The sequence below is a fragment of the Kribbella sp. NPDC005582 genome (genome assembly GCF_040605415.1).
Classification (GTDB): Bacteria; Actinomycetota; Actinomycetes; order Propionibacteriales; family Kribbellaceae; genus Kribbella.
Map to the genome: position 1 here is coordinate 556,484 of NZ_JBEXCU010000003.1, position 20,907 is coordinate 577,390.

13 protein-coding genes are annotated in these 20,907 nt (G+C 68.6%); 6 read left to right on the top strand and 7 right to left on the bottom strand.

Annotated elements, in window-relative coordinates:
* Positions 1-46: 46 nt before the first annotated feature.
* The 5 genes from ABZS29_RS20380 (at position 47) to ABZS29_RS20400 (ending at position 7,969) form a co-directional block, all read left to right on the top strand.
* Entirely contained in the window at positions 47-2,125 is a 2,079-nt protein-coding gene (locus ABZS29_RS20380) for a glycoside hydrolase family 36 protein (protein ID WP_355463823.1), read from the top strand.
* 84 nt (positions 2,126-2,209) lie between these two features.
* The gene (gene chvE / locus ABZS29_RS20385) at positions 2,210-3,349 is read left to right on the top strand and encodes a multiple monosaccharide ABC transporter substrate-binding protein (RefSeq protein ID WP_355463824.1); all 1,140 of its coding nucleotides are present in this window, start codon (positions 2,210-2,212) and stop codon (positions 3,347-3,349) included.
* Positions 3,346-4,884, top strand: coding sequence for a multiple monosaccharide ABC transporter ATP-binding protein (gene mmsA, locus ABZS29_RS20390; RefSeq protein WP_355463825.1), 1,539 nt, complete (start codon positions 3,346-3,348; stop codon positions 4,882-4,884). The genes chvE and mmsA overlap by 4 nt, the downstream gene beginning before the upstream one ends.
* Entirely contained in the window at positions 4,881-6,119 is a 1,239-nt protein-coding gene (gene mmsB / locus ABZS29_RS20395) for a multiple monosaccharide ABC transporter permease (protein ID WP_355463826.1), read from the top strand. Before mmsA ends, mmsB begins: the two co-directional genes overlap by 4 nt.
* Positions 6,116-7,969, top strand: coding sequence for a beta-L-arabinofuranosidase domain-containing protein (locus ABZS29_RS20400; RefSeq protein ID WP_355463827.1), 1,854 nt, complete (start codon positions 6,116-6,118; stop codon positions 7,967-7,969). The genes mmsB and ABZS29_RS20400 overlap by 4 nt, the downstream gene beginning before the upstream one ends.
* On the opposite strand, the gene ABZS29_RS20405 is transcribed toward ABZS29_RS20400, so the two are convergent.
* The 6 genes from ABZS29_RS20405 to ABZS29_RS20430 all read right to left on the bottom strand — a co-directional run bounded on the left by ABZS29_RS20405 (position 7,966) and on the right by ABZS29_RS20430 (position 15,732).
* Complete coding sequence (locus ABZS29_RS20405; RefSeq protein ID WP_355463828.1) at positions 7,966-8,766, bottom strand: hypothetical protein; 801 nt, start codon at positions 8,764-8,766, stop codon at positions 7,966-7,968. The genes ABZS29_RS20400 and ABZS29_RS20405 overlap by 4 nt on opposite strands.
* Positions 8,767-8,812: 46 nt before the next feature.
* On the bottom strand, positions 8,813-10,303 hold the full coding sequence (araA, locus tag ABZS29_RS20410) for an L-arabinose isomerase (RefSeq protein ID WP_355463829.1): 1,491 nt from the start codon (positions 10,301-10,303) through the stop codon (positions 8,813-8,815).
* 11 nt (positions 10,304-10,314) lie between these two features.
* Positions 10,315-10,974 carry an L-ribulose-5-phosphate 4-epimerase gene (locus ABZS29_RS20415; protein WP_355463830.1) on the bottom strand — a complete coding sequence of 220 codons (660 nt, stop codon included), beginning with the start codon at positions 10,972-10,974 and terminating at the stop codon, positions 10,315-10,317.
* A complete protein-coding gene (gene araB, locus ABZS29_RS20420; protein ID WP_355463831.1) occupies positions 10,971-12,650 on the bottom strand; it encodes a ribulokinase in 1,680 nt (559 codons plus the stop codon). Before araB ends, ABZS29_RS20415 begins: the two co-directional genes overlap by 4 nt.
* 96 nt (positions 12,651-12,746) lie before the next feature.
* Complete coding sequence (locus tag ABZS29_RS20425; protein ID WP_355463832.1) at positions 12,747-14,216, bottom strand: PQQ-binding-like beta-propeller repeat protein; 1,470 nt, start codon at positions 14,214-14,216, stop codon at positions 12,747-12,749.
* A 13-nt stretch (positions 14,217-14,229) separates the two neighbouring features.
* On the bottom strand, positions 14,230-15,732 hold the full coding sequence (locus tag ABZS29_RS20430; RefSeq protein ID WP_355463833.1) for an alpha-L-arabinofuranosidase C-terminal domain-containing protein: 1,503 nt from the start codon (positions 15,730-15,732) through the stop codon (positions 14,230-14,232).
* Positions 15,733-15,878: 146 nt separating this feature from the next.
* On the opposite strand from ABZS29_RS20430, the gene yicI reads away from it, so the two are divergent.
* Entirely contained in the window at positions 15,879-18,098 is a 2,220-nt protein-coding gene (yicI, locus tag ABZS29_RS20435) for an alpha-xylosidase (RefSeq protein WP_355463834.1), read from the top strand.
* Here yicI and ABZS29_RS20440 read toward each other — a convergent pair.
* Positions 18,091-20,901 (bottom strand): glycoside hydrolase family 3 C-terminal domain-containing protein, encoded by a 2,811-nt coding sequence (locus tag ABZS29_RS20440; RefSeq protein ID WP_355463835.1) that lies wholly within the window; start codon positions 20,899-20,901, stop codon positions 18,091-18,093. The genes yicI and ABZS29_RS20440 overlap by 8 nt on opposite strands.
* Between the last annotated feature and the right edge of the window lie 6 nt (positions 20,902-20,907).

Below are 20,907 nucleotides of genomic sequence, written 5' to 3' on the forward strand. Positions count from 1 at the left end.
CCCGATTCTTGTTAGCGTGAACAACCCACCACTCCAAGGAGTTTTCATGCCGATCGACGCATCAGTCCCGGGCCAGGCGCGATGGACCACCGGGACGGTGGCACTCGACCTGCTGACCGGCCCCGACGCGCCGGTGCGGGTCCGTTCGTTGCGTCCCGCCGCGGTGCCGCCGCCGGACGAGGAACTGGCGGTCAACCTGGTCGAGCTGAATCTGGCCGGTCACGGGCGGAGGCACGAGCCGCCCGGAACCCGGCACCGTACCTATGCGGCCGCCGACGGCCTTCGGCTGGTCGAGGTCGCCGAGCAGACGAATGCCGCGGGCAACGAAGTGCTGGTGGTCCGGCAGGCCGCGGACAACCTCGAGGTGGTGACCCGGCTCGAAGCCTGGACCGGTACGCCGGTGCTGCGGGCAACGACCGAGGTGATCAACCGGAGCGACGGCGACCTGACCCTGACCTACGTCTCGTCGCTCGCGCTGGCCGGCTTCGGAGGGGGACTACGGTCCGGCACCCGGATCCACCAGGCCCGCAACTCGTGGTGCGCGGAGCTGCGCTGGCAGGTGCTGAGCCCGGAGCAGGCGGGGCTGGTCAGCATCATCGGCTCGGGGATCTCGAAGGATCGATTCGCCGCAACCAGCCTCGGTAGCTGGTCGAGCTCCGAGCTGCTGCCGATGGGCGCAGTCGAGAACGTCACTGACGAGCTGACCTGGACCTGGCAGATCGAGCATCAGGGCGCCTGGCATTGGGAGCTCGGCGGACTCAAGGAAGACCTGTATCTGCAGGTCTCCGGACCGACCGATGTCGAACACCAGTGGCGGCAAGGCCTAGTGCCGGGGGAGTCGTTCACCACAGTCCCGGTCGCGGTGGCGGCAACTCGTGGTGGACTCGACGACGGGTTGCGCGCGCTCACGGCGTACCGGCGGGCGATGCGTCGTCCGCAGGCGGACCACAGTTCGCTGCCGGTGATCTTCAACGACTACATGAACTGCCTGTGGGGCGACCCGAGCGCGGCCAAGCTCAGTCCGCTGATCAAGGCGGCGGCCGAGACCGGCGCGGAGTACTTCGTCATCGACGCGGGCTGGTACGCCGATGATTCGGGCTGGTGGGACACGGTCGGGGCCTGGGAACCGTCGCAGGTCCGCTTCCCCGACGGATTGGGCAAGACGATCCAGGAGATCCACGACGCCGGCCTGGTGCCGGGGCTGTGGCTGGAGCCCGAGGTGGTCGGCGTGCGGAGCGAGATCGCCGAACAGTTGCCGCCGGACGCCTTCTTCTGGCGGGACGGGCAACGAATCGCCGAGACCGGCCGCTATCACCTCGACTTCCGGTCGGCCGCCGTCCGGGAGCGCATGGACGCGGTCGTCGACGGCCTGATCACGCAATACGGCGTCGGCTACTTCAAGCTCGACTACAACATCAACCTGCCGGGCACCGACGCTCTCGGCGAGGCGCCCGGAGCCGGACTGCTCGGCCACAACCGCGCCTACCTGTCGTGGCTCGACCAGGTCCTCGATCGTCATCCGGGGCTGGTCCTCGAGAGCTGCGCCTCCGGCGGCATGCGAGCCGACTACGCGATGCTCGCCCGCATGACGCTGCACTCGACCAGCGATCAGGTCGATCTGTTCGCCTACGCGCCGATCGCCGCCGCCGCACCGAGTGCGGTCACTCCGGAACAAGGTGCTGTCTGGGCCTATCCGCGGTCCGTGCACACGCCGGAAGAGGCGTCGTTCGCGCTGGTCAACGCGCTGCTCGGCCGGATCCACCTCTCGGGACGGCCCGACGAAATGGACGCCGATCAGCTCGCCCGAGTCGCGGCCGCGGTAGCGACGTACAAGGACTATCGCCCGCTGATCGCCCGCGCCGAGCCGTACTGGCCGCTCGGACTCCCCGGCTGGTACGACGACAAGCTGGCACTGGCTCTGGTCGACGGTGACACCGCGCTGCTGGCGGTGTGGCATCGCGGCGAAGACAGCGCTGTCATCGAGGCGCCGCTGCCGGGGAGCTGGCGAACGGCCGAGGTCTTGTTCCCGTCCGATCTGCCGACCGAGCTCGAGCTGACCGATAACCGGCTCCGGATCGGTCTGCCGAACCGTCCGTCCGCGCGACTCGTCCGCTTGGCGCGTTGACCGCCCCGAAGTCTTGACCAATACGGATGTGAGCGCCAACATGTGAGCGCTAACACTCCTGCGGGGTTCTGGAAGGTAGAAGCTGTGAAGAAGAGGTTTGTGGCCACCGTGAGTGGCGCCCTGCTGGTGCTCGGCCTGGCCGCCTGTGGTGGCTCCGGCGCCGGTGGCAGTACCGACACCGCGAGTCAGAAGCCTGGTGATCTGACCATCGGAGTGGCGATGCCGACGCAGACGTCGGAGCGCTGGATCGCCGACGGCAAGGCGGTCAAGGAGAAGCTCGAGGCGAAGGGCTACAAGGTCGATCTGCAGTACGCGAACGACGACATCCCGACGCAGTCGCAGCAGGTCGACCAGATGATCACCCAGGGCGCCGACGTGCTGGTGATCGCGGCGATCGACGGCACCGCGCTGAGCGGTCAGCTGCAGGCAGCCGCCGACAAGAAGATCCCGGTGATCTCCTACGACCGGCTGATCCGCGGCAGCCAGAACGTCGACTTCTACGTGAGTTTCGACAATTACAAGGTCGGGGTCGCCCAGGGCAAGTCCTTGCTGCGCGGGCTCGGCCTGGAGAACGCCGACGGCTCGAAGGGCAGCAAGACCGGCCCGTTCAACATCGAGCTGTTCGCCGGTTCGCTGGACGACAACAACACGCACTTCTTCTTCCAGGGCGCGATGGACACCCTGAAGCCGTACCTCGACAGCGGCGCGCTGGTGGTCAAGTCCAAGCAGACCAAGATGGAGCAGGTGGCGACCCTGCGCTGGCAGCAGGAGGCCGCGCAGAAGCGGATGGAGGACCTGCTGACCTCCAGCTACAACGACGGCGCCAAGGTCGCGGGCGTGCTCTCGCCGTACGACGGCATCTCGCGCGGCATCATCACCGCCCTGCAGAACGCCGGCTACGGTACGGCGGCCAAGCCGCTGCCGGCGGTCACCGGCCAGGACGCGGAGATCGCGTCGGTCAAGCTGATCAAGGACGGCGTCCAGAGCTCGACGATCTTCAAGGACACCCGCAAGCTCGCCGAGCAGGCCGTCAGCACGGCTGAGTCGTTCCTGCAGAAGAAGACGCCCGAAGCCAACGACACCACGACGTACAACAACGGCGTCAAGGTGGTTCCGGCGTACCTGCTGCCGATTCACGCTGTCTTCAAGGAGGACATCACCAAGGAGCTGGTCGACTCCGGGTACTACACGGCCGCGCAGGTGGCCGCCGGTAAGACCAAGTGACCGACGTACTGCTGGAGATGCGGGGAATCACCAAGCGATTCCCCGGGGTGACCGCGCTGCAGGACGTCTCACTGGCCGTCCGGCAGGGCGAGATCCACGCGATCTGCGGCGAGAACGGGGCCGGCAAGTCGACCCTGATGAAGGTGCTGTCCGGCGTCTATCCGAGCGGGAGCTACGACGGTGAGATCCGGCTCGGTGGCGAGCCGGTGCACTTCGCGAGCATCCGCGACAGCGAGGCCGCCGGGATCGGCATCATCCATCAGGAACTCGCGCTGGTCCCGTACCTGTCGATCGCCGAGAACATCTTTCTGGGCAACGAACGGCGTGGTCGCGGCGGGCTGATCGACTGGAACCGGACGAATGCCGAGGCCGGCGAACTGCTGGCCTCGGTCGGGCTGGACGAGGTTCCGGTCACGCCGGTGATCCAGCTCGGCGTCGGCAAGCAGCAGCTGGTGGAGATCGCCAAGGCGCTGTCCAAGGACGTCCGGCTGCTGATCCTCGACGAGCCGACCGCCGCGCTCAACGACGTGGACTCGGCGCATCTGCTGGACCTGCTCCGGCGGCTGCGGGACCGCGGTATCACCTGCATCATGATCTCGCACAAGCTGAGCGAGATCACCGCGATCGCGGACTCGACCACGGTGATCCGGGACGGCCGCACGGTGGAGACACTGTCCATGGCGTCCGGCCAGGTCACCCAGGAACGGATCATCCGCGGCATGGTCGGCCGCGACCTGGAGAGCTTCTACCCCGTGCGCGACTCCGCGCCCGGGGCGGAGGTGCTCCGGATCGAGGACTGGACGGTCTGGCACCCCGTCCAGCAACGCAAGGTGGTCGACGGTGCGGCCCTGAACGTGCGCGCCGGCGAGGTGGTCGGCATCGCCGGCCTGATGGGCGCCGGCCGCACGGAGCTGGCGATGAGCGTCTTCGGGCGGTCGTACGGGCGCAACATCAGCGGCCGGCTGTTCATGCACGGCCGGCAGGTCCGGGCGCGCACGGTGGCGGAGGCGATCGACAACGGCATCGCCTACGCCACCGAGGATCGCAAGCGGTACGGCCTGAACCTGATCGCCGACGTCCGCACCAACGTCTCGGCCGCGGGGCTCGACAAGCTCGCGCGGGGCGGCTGGGTGGACGGCAACGAGGAGATCAAGGTGGCCGAGGCCGGCCGCCGCGATCTGAACATCAAGACCCGCACGGTCCTCGATGTCGTCGGCACCCTGTCCGGCGGCAACCAGCAGAAGGTCGTGCTGTCGAAGTGGCTGTTCACCGATCCCGACGTCCTGATCCTCGACGAGCCGACCCGCGGGATCGACGTCGGCGCCAAGTTCGAGATCTACACGATCATCAACCGGCTCGTCGCCCAGGGAAAGGCAGTGATCGTCATCTCCTCGGAGCTGCCCGAGCTGCTCGGGACGTGCGACCGGATCTACACGCTGTCGGCCGGCCGGATCACCGGTGAACTGCCGGTCGCGCAGGCGACCCAGGAAGACCTGATGGCGCTCATGACGATGGAGAAGGAGCTCGCAGGATGACCAGGACCGAACCGGAGCCCGCGGTGGCCGAGAGCGCCCCGGCCGCGGCGTTGCACGCCGGTACCAGTGATCCGCGCACGCTGATCATGCGCAACCTGCGGCAGAGCGGCATCTACATCGCCTTCGTCGTGATCGTCGCGCTGTTCGCCGTCCTGACCGACGGCGTGCTGCTCAGCCCGGGCAACATCACCAACATCGTGCTGCAGTACTCCTACATCCTGGTGCTCGCGATCGGCATGGTGATCCTGATCATCGCCGGTCACATCGACCTGTCGGTCGGTTCGATCGTCGCGCTGACCGGCGCGGTCTCCGCCGTACTGGTGATTCAGCACGGACAACCGTGGGCGATCGGGGCGCTGGTGGCCGTGGCCGTCGGGATCGCGGTCGGCGCCTGGCACGGCTTCTGGGTCGCGTACGTCGGCATGCCCGCGTTCATCGTGACGCTGGCGGGCATGCTGCTCTTCCGCGGACTGACCCTGCAGGTGCTCGACAACGTCTCGCTGTCGCCGTTCCCGCCGGACTACCAGAAGGTGGCGGGCGGCTTCCTCAACGGCCTGATCGGCGGGAACGGCTACGACGCGTTCACCCTGCTGATCGCCGCGATCGCAGTCGCCGGTTACACGGTCAGCGTCTTCCGCACCCGGCTGGCCCGGATCAGGTACGAGCAGCCCGTCGAGTCGTTCCCGCTGTTCGTCGCCCGCGTGCTGCTGGTCGCGGCGGTCGTCCTGTACTTCGCCTGGCAGCTCGCCCATGCCCGGGGACTGCCGATCGTTCTGATCATCCTGGCCGTCCTGGTGCTCGCCTACGGACTGATCACCAAGAACAGCGTCTTCGGCCGTCAGGTCTACGCGATCGGCGGGAACCTGTCCGCCGCGATGCTGTCCGGCGTCAAGGTCCGCAAGGTCAACTTCTGGATCTTCGTCAACATGGGCTTCCTGGCCGGTGTCGCCGGTGTCATCTACTCGTCGCGCTCGAACGGCGCGCAGCCCGCGGCCGGCAACATGTTCGAGCTCGACGCGATCGCGGCGGCGTTCATCGGCGGCGCGGCGGTCGCGGGTGGTGTCGGTACCGTGGTCGGCGCGGTGGTCGGTGGTCTGATCATGGCGGTGATGAGCAACGGCATGCAGCTGATGGGTGTCGAGCAGTCCACGCAGTCGATCGTGAAGGGCCTGGTCCTGTTGCTGGCCGTCGCCTTCGACATCTACAACAAGCGGCGGGCGGGAGCTGCTCGGTGATCGTCTCCGGACCGGCCGTACCTCGACGGGCGCCGTACGTCGCTCCGTTGCCGCTGAGCGCCGTACGGCTCGATCCGGCGTCGTTGCTGGGCCGCTGGCAGGAGCTGAACGCGGCAGCGACGATTCCGCACTGCCTGGAGAACATCCGGCGTACGGGAGTGATCGACAACTTCAGCCGGCTCACCGAGAAGCCGCCGCCGGGCAAGTTCCGGGGGTTCTGGTTCGCGGACTCCGATCTCTACAAGACGCTCGAGGCGATCGGCTGGGAGATCGGCCGCAGCGGCACCGATCAGTGGGCAGACGTGCTGTCCGAGGTCGCCGATCTCCTGGAGCGTGTGCAGGAGTCCGACGGCTACCTCAACAGCTACGTGCAGGGCAGCCCGGACAAGGAACGCTTCGGCGACCTCATCCACAGCCACGAGCTGTACTGCGCCGGACACCTCATGCAGGCCGCCGTGGCGCTGCATCGGGGTGGCGGCGACGAGCGCATCCTCGCGATCGCGCGCCGCGTGGCCGACCTGATCGTCAAGACCGATCAGCCGCTGCTCGACGGGCACCCCGAGGTGGAGACCGCGCTGGTCGAGCTCTATCGGGAAACCGGCGAGGAGTCCTATCTGCGCTCGGCCGAGGCGCAGATTGAGCGCCGGGGGCAACGAACTCTGGCCGGCGGCTTCGGTCCGCAGTACTTCCAGGACCATCTGCCGGTCCGCGAGGCGATCGAGGCCATCGGGCACTCGGTGCGGCAGCTGTATCTGGCCGCGGGTGTTACCGACCTCTACCTGGAGAACGGCGACGAGTCGCTGCTGGCCGCGATGGAACAACTCTGGGACAGCGCCTTCGGCAGCAAGCTGTACCTGACCGGCGGTCACGGATCCCGGCACCGCGACGAGGCGTACGGCGATCCCTACGAGCTGCCGCCGGACCGTGCGTACGCCGAGACCTGCGCCTCGATCGCCGCCCTGCAATGGTGTTGGCGCATGCTGCTGGCGACCGGCCAAGCCCGGTACGCCGAGGAGATGGAACGCGCGCTCCTCAACGCCATCGCCGCCTCGATGACGACCGACGGTACCGCCTTCTTCTACTCGAACCCGCTCCAGCTCCGCACCGGTCATGACGGTTCGAGCGAGGACGCGCCCAGCGAGCGACTGCCGTGGTACGACTGCGCTTGCTGTCCGCCGAACCTGGCCCGCCTGCTCGCGTCGCTGCACGGATACGCGGCGACCACGAATGCTTCGGGACTCCAACTGCACCTGCTCAGCGCGGGCACGTTCACCGCGGAGACTTTGACCGCTGTCGTTGAGACCGGCTATCCGTTCGACGGCGAGGTCGTCGTGACCGTCAGCGGTCACGGCGAGCTGGCGATTCGCGTACCTGGCTGGGCAGTTGGAGCTAGTGTCGCGGTGACCGGCGGGAAGGTGCTTGCCGAGCCGGTGCCGGGTGACTACGTGCGGGTGGCTTGCGAAGACGGCGCGACGGTACGGCTCAGCCTGCCGATGGTTCCGCGGCTGACCCGCGCCGACGAGCGCGTCGACGCCGTGCGCGGTTGCCTGGCGGTCGAACGCGGACCACTCGTGTACTGCGTCGAGCAGGCCGACCTGCCGGCCGGCGTACTGGTCGAGCAACTGCGGCTCGACGCGGCTGCACCGATCACGGAAGAGCGAGTGCCCGACGATCTGACGCCGGTAAGGCTTCGCCTCACCGGGATCGCCAGGCCGCTCGAAACCGAGCTGTACAAGGCTTATCAGCCGGATGCCCAGGCCGGTACGCCGATCACGGTCACCGCGATCCCGTACCACGCCTGGGCCAACCGTGGACCCGGCGCGATGCGGGTCTGGCTGCCGACCGCTTAGGCGCGGGCGCGACCGACGTACACGTTGCGGGCGCGGTAGTAGGTGTCGCCGGAGGGACCGGGCGACCCCGACGCGCCCTCCATCTGCAGGTTGATGATCAGGTTCATCGGCTTGCCCACGAAGTTGCTCCCGCGGTGCTGGCCGACCCAGTTGCCGTCGAGGTAGTAGTGGATCTCGACGTCGGTCGCGCTGACCTTGTTGATCCAGGCCCGGTAACCGTGCCAGCCGCCGGGGTTCGACACCCCGACGATCGTGTTCTCCCAGGCGCCGTCGTACGTGTTGAACCAGTTGCGGGCGTCACCCTTGAACTCGAGGATGTCGCTCTCCGGCGGCCAACTGTTGGTGCCGGTCAGCCAGAACGCCGGCCAGGTGCCGCGTGCGGAGGGCGCCTGGAACTCGCCCTTCACCTCCCACTGCGGGCACTGGTCGTTCACCACCACCTGCAGCTTCGAGTGGATCGCGCCCGCGTGGTAGTGGATCGGCAGATACGGATCCTTGCTGCTCTTGCCCTCGTCCCACGTGATCCGTGACCCCTTGAGCACCAGCACACCGCCGGACTCGAGGTAGACGTGGTTGTGGTCGGTCTTGCTCGCGTACATCCGGGCCGTGCCGTTGTGGTCGGAACCCCAGGGATACAAGTAGTTCCAGCTCGACTCCAGCGCTGAGTAGCTGGCGAAGCTGTTGGCCGGGAGTGCTGTTTCCCAGGCGAGTTCCCGGGCCTGCGCGGGTACGGCGACTGCCGCACCCGCGATCGTGGTTCCGGTGGCGAGTAGGAAGGTTCGTCGGTTGAGGGCCATGGGGCGATGTCTCCTCACTAGGTTGGTGCAGAGTTGATGCCGGGGGTCAGAACCCTTGGGCGAGGCGGTAGTACGCCTGCGACCAACGCAGCTCCTGGGTGAAGCGGCGCGTCGTGGTGTCGGCGTCGATGACCGCGAGTTCGGTGCGGGTCATCTCGGCCAGGTCGGCCAGCTCCTCGATGCCGATCGCCGTACTGAGCACCGTGTGGTGCGGACCGCCGGCGGTCAGCCAGGCTTCGGCCGACGTACGGAGGTTCGGGCGGGGCTTCCAGACCGCCCGGGCGACCGGGAGCTGGGGGAGCGGGTGGTCGGGGGCGACGACGTCGATCTCGTTGGCCACCAGGCGGAACCGGTCGCCGAGGTCGGCCATCCCGACCACCACGGCCGGGCCGGGCGCCGCGTCGAAGACGAGCCGGACCGGGTCTTCGCGGCCGCCGATGCCGAGCGGGTGGATCTCGCAGGCGGGAGTGCCGGCGGCGATCGACGGGCAGACCTCGAGCATGTGGGCGCCGAGAATGCGCTCCTCGCCCGGAGTCAGGTCGTAGGTGTAGTCCTCCATGAACGACGTGCCGCCGGGAAGGTCGCCCGCGGCAACCTTCAGCGTGCGGAGCAGGACCGAGGTCTTCCAGTCGCCCTCGCCGCCGAACCCGTAGCCGTCGGCCATCAGCCGCTGCACCGCCAGGCCGGGCAGCTGACGCAGCCCGCCGAGGTCCTCGAAGTTCGTCGTGAAGGCGGTGAACCCGCCGTCGGTGAGGAAAGCGCGCAGACCGGCCTCGATCCGCGCGGCGTAGCGCAGCGACTCGTGCCGCTCGCCACCCGGACGCAGCTCCGGTACGACGTCGTACTGGTACTCCTTGAGCAGCGCGTCGACGGCGCTGTCGGAGATCTCGTCGACCACCGCGACCAGGTCGTTGACGCCGTACGTGTTCACCGAGACGCCGAAGTGCAGCTGTGCCTCGACCTTGTCGCCCTCGGTCACCGCGACGTCGCGCATGTTGTCACCGAAGCGGGCGACCCGCATGGTGCGCATCGCCGCGAACCCGGCGGCCGCGCGCGCCCAGACCGCGATCCGCGCCCGGACCTTCGGGTCCGCGACATGGCCCGCGACCGTGGTCCGGGCGACGCCGAGCCGGGTCTGCAGGTAGCCGAACTCACGGTCGCCGTGGGCGGCCTGGTTCAGGTTCATGAAGTCCATGTCGATCGTTGCCCACGGCAACCCGATGTTGGCCTGCGTGTGCAGGTGCAGCAGCGGCGTGCGCAGCGCGTCGAGGCCGGCGATCCACATCTTGGCGGGGGAGAACGTGTGCATCCACGCGATCACGCCGATACAGGCGTCGTCCGCGTTGGCCTCGAGACAGATCCGGCGGATCGAGTCCGCGTCGGTCAGCACCTCCTTCCAGACGATCCGTGGCGCGAGGTCTCCGGACGCTTCCAGCTGCTCGGCCAGGTCGCGCGACTGATCGGCGACCTGGCGCAGCGTGTCCGCGCCGTACAGTCCCTGACTGCCGGTCAGGAACCAAACTTCTGTCGATGTCATAGGTGTCTCCGTCACCGTTGGCCGTACACGTTCTGGTAGCGGTCGTAGAGCCGGTCGATGTCGTCCTGGGCGATCGGCACCAGGTCACCGGCCGAGCGGGCCAGGTGCACGGTGCGCGCGACGTCCTCGCACATCACCGCCGCCTTGACGGCGGACTTGGCGTCCTTGCCGATCGTGAAGACGCCGTGATTCTGCATCAGCACCGCGGGGGAGCGGTGCCCGGACAGCGTCGCCACGATGCCCCGGCCGATGTCGTCGTTGCCGATCAGCGCGAACGGCCCGACCGGGATCTCGCCGCCGAACTCGTCGGCCATCGCGGTCAGGACGCACGGGATGGGTTCGGCCCGGGCCGCCCAGGCGGTCGCGTACGTCGAGTGCGTGTGCACGACGCCGCCGACCTCGGGCATCGCGCGGTACACGTAGGCGTGCGCGGCGGTGTCGCTGGACGGATCCAGGTCGCCCTCGACCACCTTGCCGTCCAGGTCGCAGACGACGATCGTTTCGGGCGACAGGTCGTCGTACGAGATGCCGCTGGGCTTGATGACGAACAGGTCCTCGCCGGGGACCCGGCCGGAGACGTTGCCGGCTGTCCAGGCGACCAGGCCGTTGCGGACCAGTTCGTTGTGCAGCGCGCAGACCTCTTCGCGGAGCCGGCTGATAGGGGTGCTCACTTGGCTGCCTCGTTCTTCAGTGCGCGGAGCCGATGGAGTACGCCGCTGCCGCCGTGCCGCTCGCCGGCGAAATAGTCGTGCAGCTCGCGGTATTCGGCGTACAGGCGGTCGTAGACCTCGGCACGGTCAGGGTCGGGGACGAACGCGGCCTCGGTGCGGCCACCCATCTCGGCCGCCGCGCTCGGGACGTCGGGATAGGCGCCCGCGGCAACGGCCGCGTGGATCGCCGAACCGAGCGCGGGACCCTGGGCGGAGCGAATCACCGACAGCGGGCGGCGCAGCACGTCGGCGTAGATCTGCATCAGGAACTGGTTCTTCAGCAGGCCGCCGGCGACGATGAACTCCTCCACCGGTACGCCGGACTTCTCGAACGCGTCGAGGATCGTCCGGGTTCCGTACGCCGTGGCCTCGATCAGCGCCCGGTAGGTGTCCTCGGGCCGCGTCTCGAGCGTCTGCCCGATCACCACGGCCGACAGGTCGTGGTCGACGAGCACCGACCGGTTGCCGTTGTGCCAGTCGAGGGCGATCAGGCCGTGCCGGCCGACTGCCTGCTGCTCGGCGAGCGAGGCCAGGTAGTCGTGCACGGACTGGCCGCGCCGCTCGGCCTCGGCGTGGTATTCGGGCGGCACGCAAGTGTCGACGAACCAGCCGAAGATGTCACCGACGGCCGACTGCCCGGCTTCGTAGCCCCACAGTCCGTCGACGATGCCGTCCTGGACGACACCGCACATCCCCGGCACCTCGGCCAGCTGCTCGGACGACATCACGTGGCAGGTCGACGTACCCATGATCGCGACCAGCTGGCCGGGCCGGACCGCGTCGGCCGCGGCCGCGGTGACATGCGCGTCGACGTTGCCGACCGCGACGGCGATACCGGCCGGAAGCCCGGTCAGGGCGGCCGCCTCGGTGGTCAGGCGGCCGGCGAGTCCGCCGAGCGGGGAGAGCGGGTGCTCCAGCTTGGCGGTGAAGTCACCGAACTCCGGGTTGAGCGCCTCGAGGTACTCCCGGGACGGATAGCCGTCCTCGGTGTGGATGCCCTTGTAGCCGGCCGTGCACACGTTGCGGGTCTCGACGCCGGTCAGCTGCCAGATGATCCAGTCGGCCGCCTCGATCCAGCGATCGGCGCGACGGTACGTCTCGGGGTCCTCCTCGAGTACCTGCAGCGCCTTGGCGAACTGCCACTCCGACGAGATGCGGCCGCCGTACCGGGGAAGCCAGGACTCGCCGCGCTCCTCCGCCACGGCGTTGATCCGGTCCGCCTGCGGCTGCGCGGCGTGGTGCTTCCAGAGCTTCGGCCAGGCGTGCGGGCGGAACCACATGCCGCGGACCTCGCACAGCGGCGTACCGTCGGCGAGCGTCGGCAGCACGGTACAGGCGGTGAAGTCGGTGCCGATGCCGATCACGTCGGTCACCGCCACACCCGCCGCCGCGACCGCCTCCGGTACGGCGTTCCGCAGGACGTCACGCCAGTTGCTGGGGGCCTGGAGCGCCCAGGCCGGTCCGAGGGTGACGTCGGACCCGGGCAGCCTGTTCTCGATCACGCCGTGCTTGTACTCGTACACCGCCGTACCGAGCTCGGCCCCGTCCGCGACGCGGACCACCACGGCCCGGCCGGACAGGGTCCCGAAATCGACCCCGACGACGTACTGATTGTGAGCGTTAACATTCTCGGTCATGGCGTGCCCTCTGTGATGATGGCCAAGGTTCAGTGCGAGTTAGTTAACGCTAACAGCCGAAGTGCCGCAGTGTCATCCGCCGGTCTGTCTGGTGGTTCAGCGGGTTCCGAGCAGTTGGGTGGTCGCGGCCCGGTAGTTGACCAGGAGCGCCTCGCCCGGACCGGTGGCGGCGCCGCGCGTCGCATCCCCGTCGCGGATCAGTCGCGTGCCCGTCCGCTCGCCCGTAGCGGCAACCCAGGAACTCGCCTGGATCGCCCCGTCCTCGCCGGAGAAGAGCGGGTTGTGCAGGCGGGGGCGGCTGAAGACGAGCAGGCCGCCGTTGTCGACGTACACCTCGACAACCTTGCCCGGCGCGGTCTTGGACCACAGTGGTTTGCCGCTGGCGGCGTCCACGGCGGACAGCTTGCTGCCGTTGCGGTAGATGATCACGTCGGAGCCGGCGACCGCCGGTTCGTCGCCGGTGGAGAAGGTCAGGCCGGTGACAGAGCGCCAACTGCCGTCCTTGAGCGACACCGTCCGGGCATTGCCGCTGTCCTCGAGGTAGGCGCGGTCCGGCGTGAGCCGGAGAAATCCGGGCAGCTTGCCGTCCGGGCCTTCGACGCACGGCATCCCCTGCGTCGCCAGAACTTGCTTCCCGGCCCGGAGCCCGACGAGCCGACAGTCGTCCCCGACCCGCTCGGCGATCACCACGAGGTCACCCTGCAGGCCGAGACTGGTCAGCGGCTGCGCTGGGCGCCGTCCCAGCTCGCGGCCGTCCGCTGCCGCGCGGACGACGTACGCGCCGAACTCGCCCGTCTTGTCGAGGCCGAGCAGCACCGACGGCAGCGGCGCGATCGTACGGTTGAACATGAAGGTGCGCGCGGGGGTGTACACCGCGGCCCGGTCGTCCTGCTGCTCCCACACCGTCCGTCCGGACCTGTCGAGCCCGGTCCACCGGCACGGTTTGGCCGGTAGCTGGACCGTGCAGTCCGCGAGCACGACCACACCGTCCGCAGCCGCCACGACCGGCGTGTACATGTTCAGCGAGCCGATCGCGCCGCGGCCGCGGAACGGCTTCGTCCAGAGCTTGCCGCCGTCGGCCGCGTAGTACGTGACCTCGTCGTCATGGGACCAGCCGACGACCGAGCCGTCCGCGGCCACAGCGGTCGCCTTGTACCGGGCGTCCGGGTAGTCGGCGAGGAGTCGCCCGCTGGTCTTGTCGAAGGCGCGGAGCGGTTGCTCGGCGCTCAGCAGGTAGATCCGTTCCCCGATCGTCCAGACGTTGATCGGCGTACTCATCGAGACCTGGTCCTTCAACGCTGCCGACCACCGCACGTCGCCGCGCGTCTGAGCGACGAGTGCGATCTTCGGTACGGCGATCGCCGCGACCAGCACGATGACCGCGGCGAGCACACCAACCACCCGTCGGGGTATCACTGCGACAACCAACGGCAGGCACAGCAGCACTCCGACGACGTACAGAACAGGCCGCGGTACGGCGATCGCCCAGACCACGCCGGCCAGCCCGACCAGCGCCAGTACTGCCCACCGGATGTTCCGACCGCGTGACCTCAACCCGTTCTGCACGAGTCGACTGTAGTTAGGTGAGGGTCAGGGAGACGGTCACGTAGGAGTGTGGCGGGATGGTGAGTTCGAGGCCGCGCTGGTGGGCACTGACTCCGGTGAAGGGTTGCGGCGCCACGGCGTCCGGCGCGTCCGGGGTGTTATGAGCCTGCGGTGCGGCCGCGGACAGGATGCGGGCGGTGTGACCGGAGAACTCCCGGCCACGCAGATCGAGCACCACCGGCCGGGCCTCCTCGGCGTCCAGGTTGGACAACGAGATCAGCGCGGTGCCGTCCTTGGTGGAGGCCGAGGCGGAAAGCAGGCTGAGGTTGTCCCGAGTCGGAGCGTCGACGAGGTGCACGGCGAGGCTGTCGGCGTCGTGGTGCCCGGTGTTCATCTCGAAGACGTGGTACGTCGGGGTCCGTACCAGCGCGCCGGTGTCGGGGTCGGTGAGGATCATCGCCTGCAGCACGTTGACGGTCTGCGCGATGTTGGCCATCGTCAGCCGCTTGGCATGCCGGTGGAAGGTGTCGAAGTGCAGGCTGGCGACCAGGGCGTCGCGGATCGTGTTCTGCTGGTAGAGGAAGCCGGGATTGGTGCCCTCGGCAACATTCCACCAGGTGCCCCACTCGTCGAGGACGAGACCGACCTTGCCGCACGGGTCGAACATGTCCATCACGGTCGAGTGCCGGCGCAGCAGCTCGTCGATCTTGGTCGCCTTGGTCAGCGTCGTGTAGTACTCGTCGAGATCGAAGTCGGTGGCGTGGCCCTTGTCGTTCCAGTCGCCGGCGATCGTGTAGTAGTGCAGCGAGATCGCCTGCAGGGGGCCGTTGCCGCAGCCGCCGATGGTGCGCATCAGCGTCTCGGTCCACGCGTAGTCGTCGGAGTTCGCGCCGGTGGCCACCCGGTAGAGCTTGTTGTCGCCGTGGTCGCGGCAATACGTCGCGTACTGCCGCGCCAGGTCGGCGTACGCCTCCGCTCGCATGTTGCCGCCGCAACCCCAGGACTCGTTGCCGATACCCCAGAACGGGACCCGCCACGGCTCCTCGCGGCCGTTCGCGCGCCGCAGGTTCGTCATCGGCGAGGCGCCGACGCCGGTCAGATAGTCGACCCACTCGCGCATCTCGCGCACGGTTCCGGAACCGACGTTGCCGCTGATGTACGGGTCGGCGCCGAGCAGCTCGCAGAGATCGAGGAACTCGTGGGTGCCGAAGCTGTTGTCCTCGACGACGTTGCCCCAGTGCGTGTTGACCATCGTCGGCCGCTCGTCGCGCGGGCCGACGCCGTCCCGCCAGTGGTACTCGTCGGCGAAGCAGCCGCCGGGCCAGCGCAGGTTCGGGATCCGCAGCGCGCGCAGCGCCTCGACCACGTCCGTGCGGATGCCGCGGACGTTCGGGATCGGGGAGTCCTCGCCGACCCAGAAGCCGCCGTAGATACAGCGGCCGAGGTGCTCGGCGAAGTGTCCGTAGAGATGGCGGCTGATCCGGGATCCGGGGAGATCGAGGTCGATGACCGCGCGGCTAGGAGTCACAGCACTCACAGGTTCAGCCTTTCATCGGTGATCGGGCGGCGATCAGTGTATCGATAAACCTGCCCGCCGGTGGGCCCGCCCTTGACCGTACCGAGGGCCGCACCTAGATTCGTCGAAGCGCTTCGACAATTCCGCCTGGCACCGAAAGGCCGCAGATGAAATTCACCGATGGTTACTGGCAGTTGCGGCCCGGGGTCAGTCGGCTGTCACCCGCCGGGGTCGAGAGCGTGGAGGCGGGGGAGCGGTCCCTGACCGCCTTCGCGCCGGCCCAGCGGATCGACAAACGCGGTGACACGCTGAACCAGCCGCTGTTCACCGTCACGCTCGATGCGCCCGCCGAAGGCGTCATCGGGGTCCGGATCGTGCACCACGCCGGCGGCCTGCCCGCGCGTCCGGCCTTCGAGCTGCAGACCGACGACGTTCACCCGGTCAAGGTCGAGGTCGACGACACGACAGCACGGTTGACCAGCGGCGATCTGACCGCCGTACTGAGTCTCGACGGGCCGTGGGATCTGCGGTTCGAGGACAGCCGTGGTGAACTGACCGGCTCCGGCGCCCGCAGCGTCGGACTGATCACCGATGCCGAGGGCAAGCAGTACCTGCACGAGCAGTTGGCGCTGGGCGTCGGCGAGAGCATCTACGGCCTCGGCGAGCGGTTCGGTCCGCTGGTGAAGAACGGCCAGGTCGTCGACATCTGGAACGCCGACGGGGGTACGTCGAGCGAGCAGGCCTACAAGAACGTCCCGTTCTACTCCAGCAGCCGCGGGTACGGCGTCTTCGTCGACACCCCGGCGCACGTCTCGTTCGAGGTCGGCTCCGAGGTCGTGTCCCGTAATCAGTTCAGTGTCGAGGGGCAGGAGCTGCGGTACCTGGTCTTCGCTGGCCCGACGCCGAAGGACGTCCTGCGTCGCTACACCGGAGTGACCGGGCGGCCCGCCCGGGTGCCGGCGTGGTCGATGGGGTTGTGGCTGTCGACGTCGTTCACCACCGACTACAACGAGCCGACCGTGGCGTCGTTCGTCGACGGGATGGCCGCCCGGGATCTCCCGTTGAGCGTCTTCCACTTCGACTGCTTCTGGATGCGGCAGTTCCACTGGTGCGACTTCGTCTGGGACCCGATCGCCTTCCCGGACCCCGGTGGCATGGTTCAGCGGCTGAAGGAACGCGGCCTGCGGGTGAGCCTGTGGATCAACCCGTACATCGCGCAGCGCTCGATCCTGTTCGAGGAAGGCCGCGCGCACGGCTACCTGCTCAAGCGTCCCGACGGCTCGGTCTGGCAGTGGGACAAGTGGCAGGCCGGGATGGCGATCGTCGACTTCACCAACCCGGCGGCGACCGCGTGGTACCGCAGCAAGCTGCAGGCTCTGATCGATCTGGGCGTCGACTGCTTCAAGACCGACTTCGGCGAGCGGATCCCGACCGACGTCAGCTGGTACGACGGTTCCGATCCCGAGCGGATGCACAACTACTACCCGCACCTCTACAACGAGGCTGTCTTCGACCTGCTGCGGGAGAACCGCGGTGACGGCGACGCGGTCCTGTTCGCCCGGTCGGCGACCGCGGGTGGACAGCAGTTCCCGGTGCACTGGGGCGGCGACTGCGAGTCGACGTTCGAGGCAATGGCGGAGTCGCTCCGCGGTGGTCTGTCCTTGGCGTCATCCGGTTTCGGCTACTGGAGCCACGACATCGGTGGGTTCGAGGGCACGCCGGACGCAGCGGTGTTCAAGCGCTGGGTGCCGTTCGGGCTGCTGTCGTCGCACTCGCGGCTGCACGGCTCCGGGTCGTACCGGGTGCCGTGGGCGTTCGACGAGGAAGCGGTGACAGTGCTGCGCCGGTTCACCAAGCTCAAGCTGTCGCTGATGCCTTACCTCGCCGAGGTCGCCGAACAAGCGCACCTCTCCGGTACGCCGATGATGCGGCCGATGGCCCTCGAGTTCCCCGACGACCCCGCGGTCAGCCACCTGGACCGGCAGTACATGCTCGGCTCGGACATCGTGGTAGCGCCCGTACTGAGCGCTGACGGCACGGTGACCTTCTACCTGCCGGCCGGCCGGTGGACCAGCCTGCTGACCGGTGAGCAGCTCGACGGCGCTCGCTGGTTCACCGAGCAGCACGGCTTCGAGACCTTGCCGGTCTACGTTCGCGAAGGTGCGGTCCTGCCCGTCGGTGCGGTCGACGACCGCCCGGAGTACGACTGGGCCGACGGCGTCGAACTGCGGTGGTTCCAGCCCGCGGAAGGCGACGTACGCCGGATCCGGCTGCCCCGCCCCGGTGGCGGTACGGCCGCTGTTGTCGAGCTGACCCTGACCGATGGCCGGCCGGTGGCCGCAGTTGTCGAAGGCAACTGCGACCACTTCACGGTCACCGTCAGCTGAACGTCAGCTCCCGCACGAACAACCCGGCTTCGGCGAACACCACGTACAACGTGTGGACGCCGGAGCCGGGCGCGAGCTCGGTGCTGAGCTGCGTCCAGCTGTGCCGGTGTCCGGTCGGCTGAATCTCGACAGTGGCCAGCGTCTGGCCGTGATATGGATCGTCCAGCCGGAGCTCGACGTTGACCGGCTTGGACAGCTCGCTCGCCACTGTGATCAGGCACTTGGTCAGACCCGTGCCCAGATCCGTGTCCGCGAAGGCGAGCCAGGCTCCCGGGTGCTCCGACCGTACGGCGTCGCCGTCGTCCGGCTGCGCATCGGACAGCGTGATGCCGCAGTACTCGTCGAACGCGGCGGCCGGCAGGGGAGCAGCCGCCAGTGCGCGGTCGGGGATCGGATCACCCAGTACGTCGACCGGTGCGCTGAGCCGGATGTCGGTGCACGACCGTCCGATCAGGATGCTGTGCCGTGCCGGCTCGACGCAGTACTGGTCCCGGGTCACGTCCCAGATCGCGAGGTCGGCCGCCTTCACCGTCAGCTCGACCTGAGCCGTCTCACCTGGGGCGAGATCCACATGCTGAACGGCGCGCAGGCGGCGTAACGGCTGCTTGACCCGCGAGTTCTGCTGGTGCGTGTAGAGCTGAACGACCTCGTGGCCCGGCCGGGTGCCGGTGTTGGTCACCGTGCAGGTGACCTGCAGCTCGCCGTCCTTGGCGATCGAGGGTGCGCTGAGCTCGAGATCGCCGTACCCGAAGCTGGTGTAGCTGAGCCCGTGACCGAACGGATAGAGCGGGCTGCCCCGGAAGTACTGGTACGTGGCGTCGCTGGTGATGATGTCGTAGTCGAGGAGATCGGGCAGATCCGCCGCGGACCGGTACCACGTCTGCGGCAGCCGGCCGGCCGGGTCGACCACACCGAACAGGACGTCGGCGAGGGCATGGCCGTACTCCTGGCCGCCGTGCGCGGACCAGACCACGGCCGGCAGATCGCGATCCGCCCAGCCGACAGAGAACGGGTAGCTGCTCGACATCACCAGCACGGTCCGGGCGTTCCCGCCCTGCACCGCACGGACGAGGCGCTCCTGCCCGGCCGGCAGGTCGAGCTCGACCCGGTCCTCGGTCTCGCGGCCGTTCACCAGCGGGTGGTTGCCGACGACAACGACTGCGACCTCGGCGCGAGCCGCCGCCGCGGCGGCCAGGACGGCGCCGTCGATGATCCGGGTGAAGTCGAAGACCGTGGCCGTCAACCCGTCGGCAGCGGTCACGGCGATGGTGCCGTCATCCTGGCGAGTGACGTAGCGGCCGGTGGTGCGGTGCCGCAGCAGGCACTTGCCGTCTTCGGCCCGGATCACTTCGAAGGTCTCGTTGACCACCCAGCTGTTCGGGCCGGGGTGATCGGCACGCAGCGTGCCGTCGTCCGTGACGGTCAGGTAGCGACCGGTCCGGACCGAACGCAGCGTGCAGGCGCCGCCGCCCCAGTCGAACAGGTCGAATCCGGCACTGGCTTTGGTCAGTCCGACCACGGCGTCGTCGTCGGCCTCCAGGGCCGCTCCCGCCGTACCGAACTGCACTCGATCGACGCCTTCGCAGTACTCGACAGCGTCCGGACCGAGTCGCTCGGTCAGCGCCTTCACCGCCGTCACCTGGTACGGAAGCGTGCCGGAGTACCAGTCCTCCTGGAGGGTGTCGGCCAAGGGGCCGAGGACCGCGATCCGTTTCACGTCGGTCGGCAACGGCAGTAGGTCTTCGTTCTTCAGCAGCACAAAGGCCTGCTGTGCCGCTTCCCTGGCCAGATCCCGGTGCGCTTGGCAGCCGACAATGTCCGGTGCCGTCGTCGACTCCGCGGCGGGATCGAACTCGCCCAGCCGGACGCGCAGGGTCAGGGCGCGGGCAGCCGCGCGATCGACGTCCTCCTGGGTGATCAGACCGCGCTCCAGGGCCGCTTCGAGGAACCGGATGGTTCCCGTCGCGTCGCTGTCGTCCTGGGTGAAGCTGTCGACTCCGGCCCGCAGCGCTGCCGCGTAAGCAGTGACGCCGTCGGGGAAGTACTCCTGCAAGCCGTAGAGGTTCGCGGGCGCGCCGGCATCGCTGACGACCAGCAACTCCTGATCGGACCAGCCGCGCATGACATCGTTGATCAGCGGGCTCAGATGCGCCGGGCGGCCGTTCACCAGGTTGTACGACGGCATCACGGCGACCGCGGCCCCGGCGCGCAGCGGCGCCTCGAAGGCGGGCAACTCGTACTCGCGCAGGACGCGCGCGGGCATACCGCTCGAGGTCGCGCAGCGGTCCGTTTCGTTGTTGTAGGCAAGGAAATGCTTCAGCGTTGGCGCGGTCTGCAGCGGCCCGGTGCCGTCGCCGGCCAGTCCGGACCCGAATGCGATCGCGAGCTCGCCGGTCAGCCAGGGATCCTCGCTGTAGCCCTCTTCATTGCGGCCCCAGCGCGGATCGCGCAGCGGGTTGACGACCGGCGCCCAGACGTTCAGCCCGACCGCGGCCGGATCCTTGTCGTGAAAGGCCCGCACCTCGGAACCGACCGCGACGCCGACGGCGTGCAGCAGGTCCAGGTTCCAGCTGGTCGCGAGCCCGACCGCCTGCGGGAAGACGGTGGCGGGACCGAGCCAGGCGACCCCGTGCAGGGCTTCCGTGCCGGTCCGGAACGGCCCGACCCCGAGCCGGGGGACAGGGGCCTGGTGCTGATGGAGAAGACCGAGCTTCTCGGCCGGCTCCAGCCGATCCATCAGATCGGCGACCCGCTCGGCCACTGGGCGCTGCGGGTCGCGGAACACGTCGTGTGTCTGGCTCATCGGTTG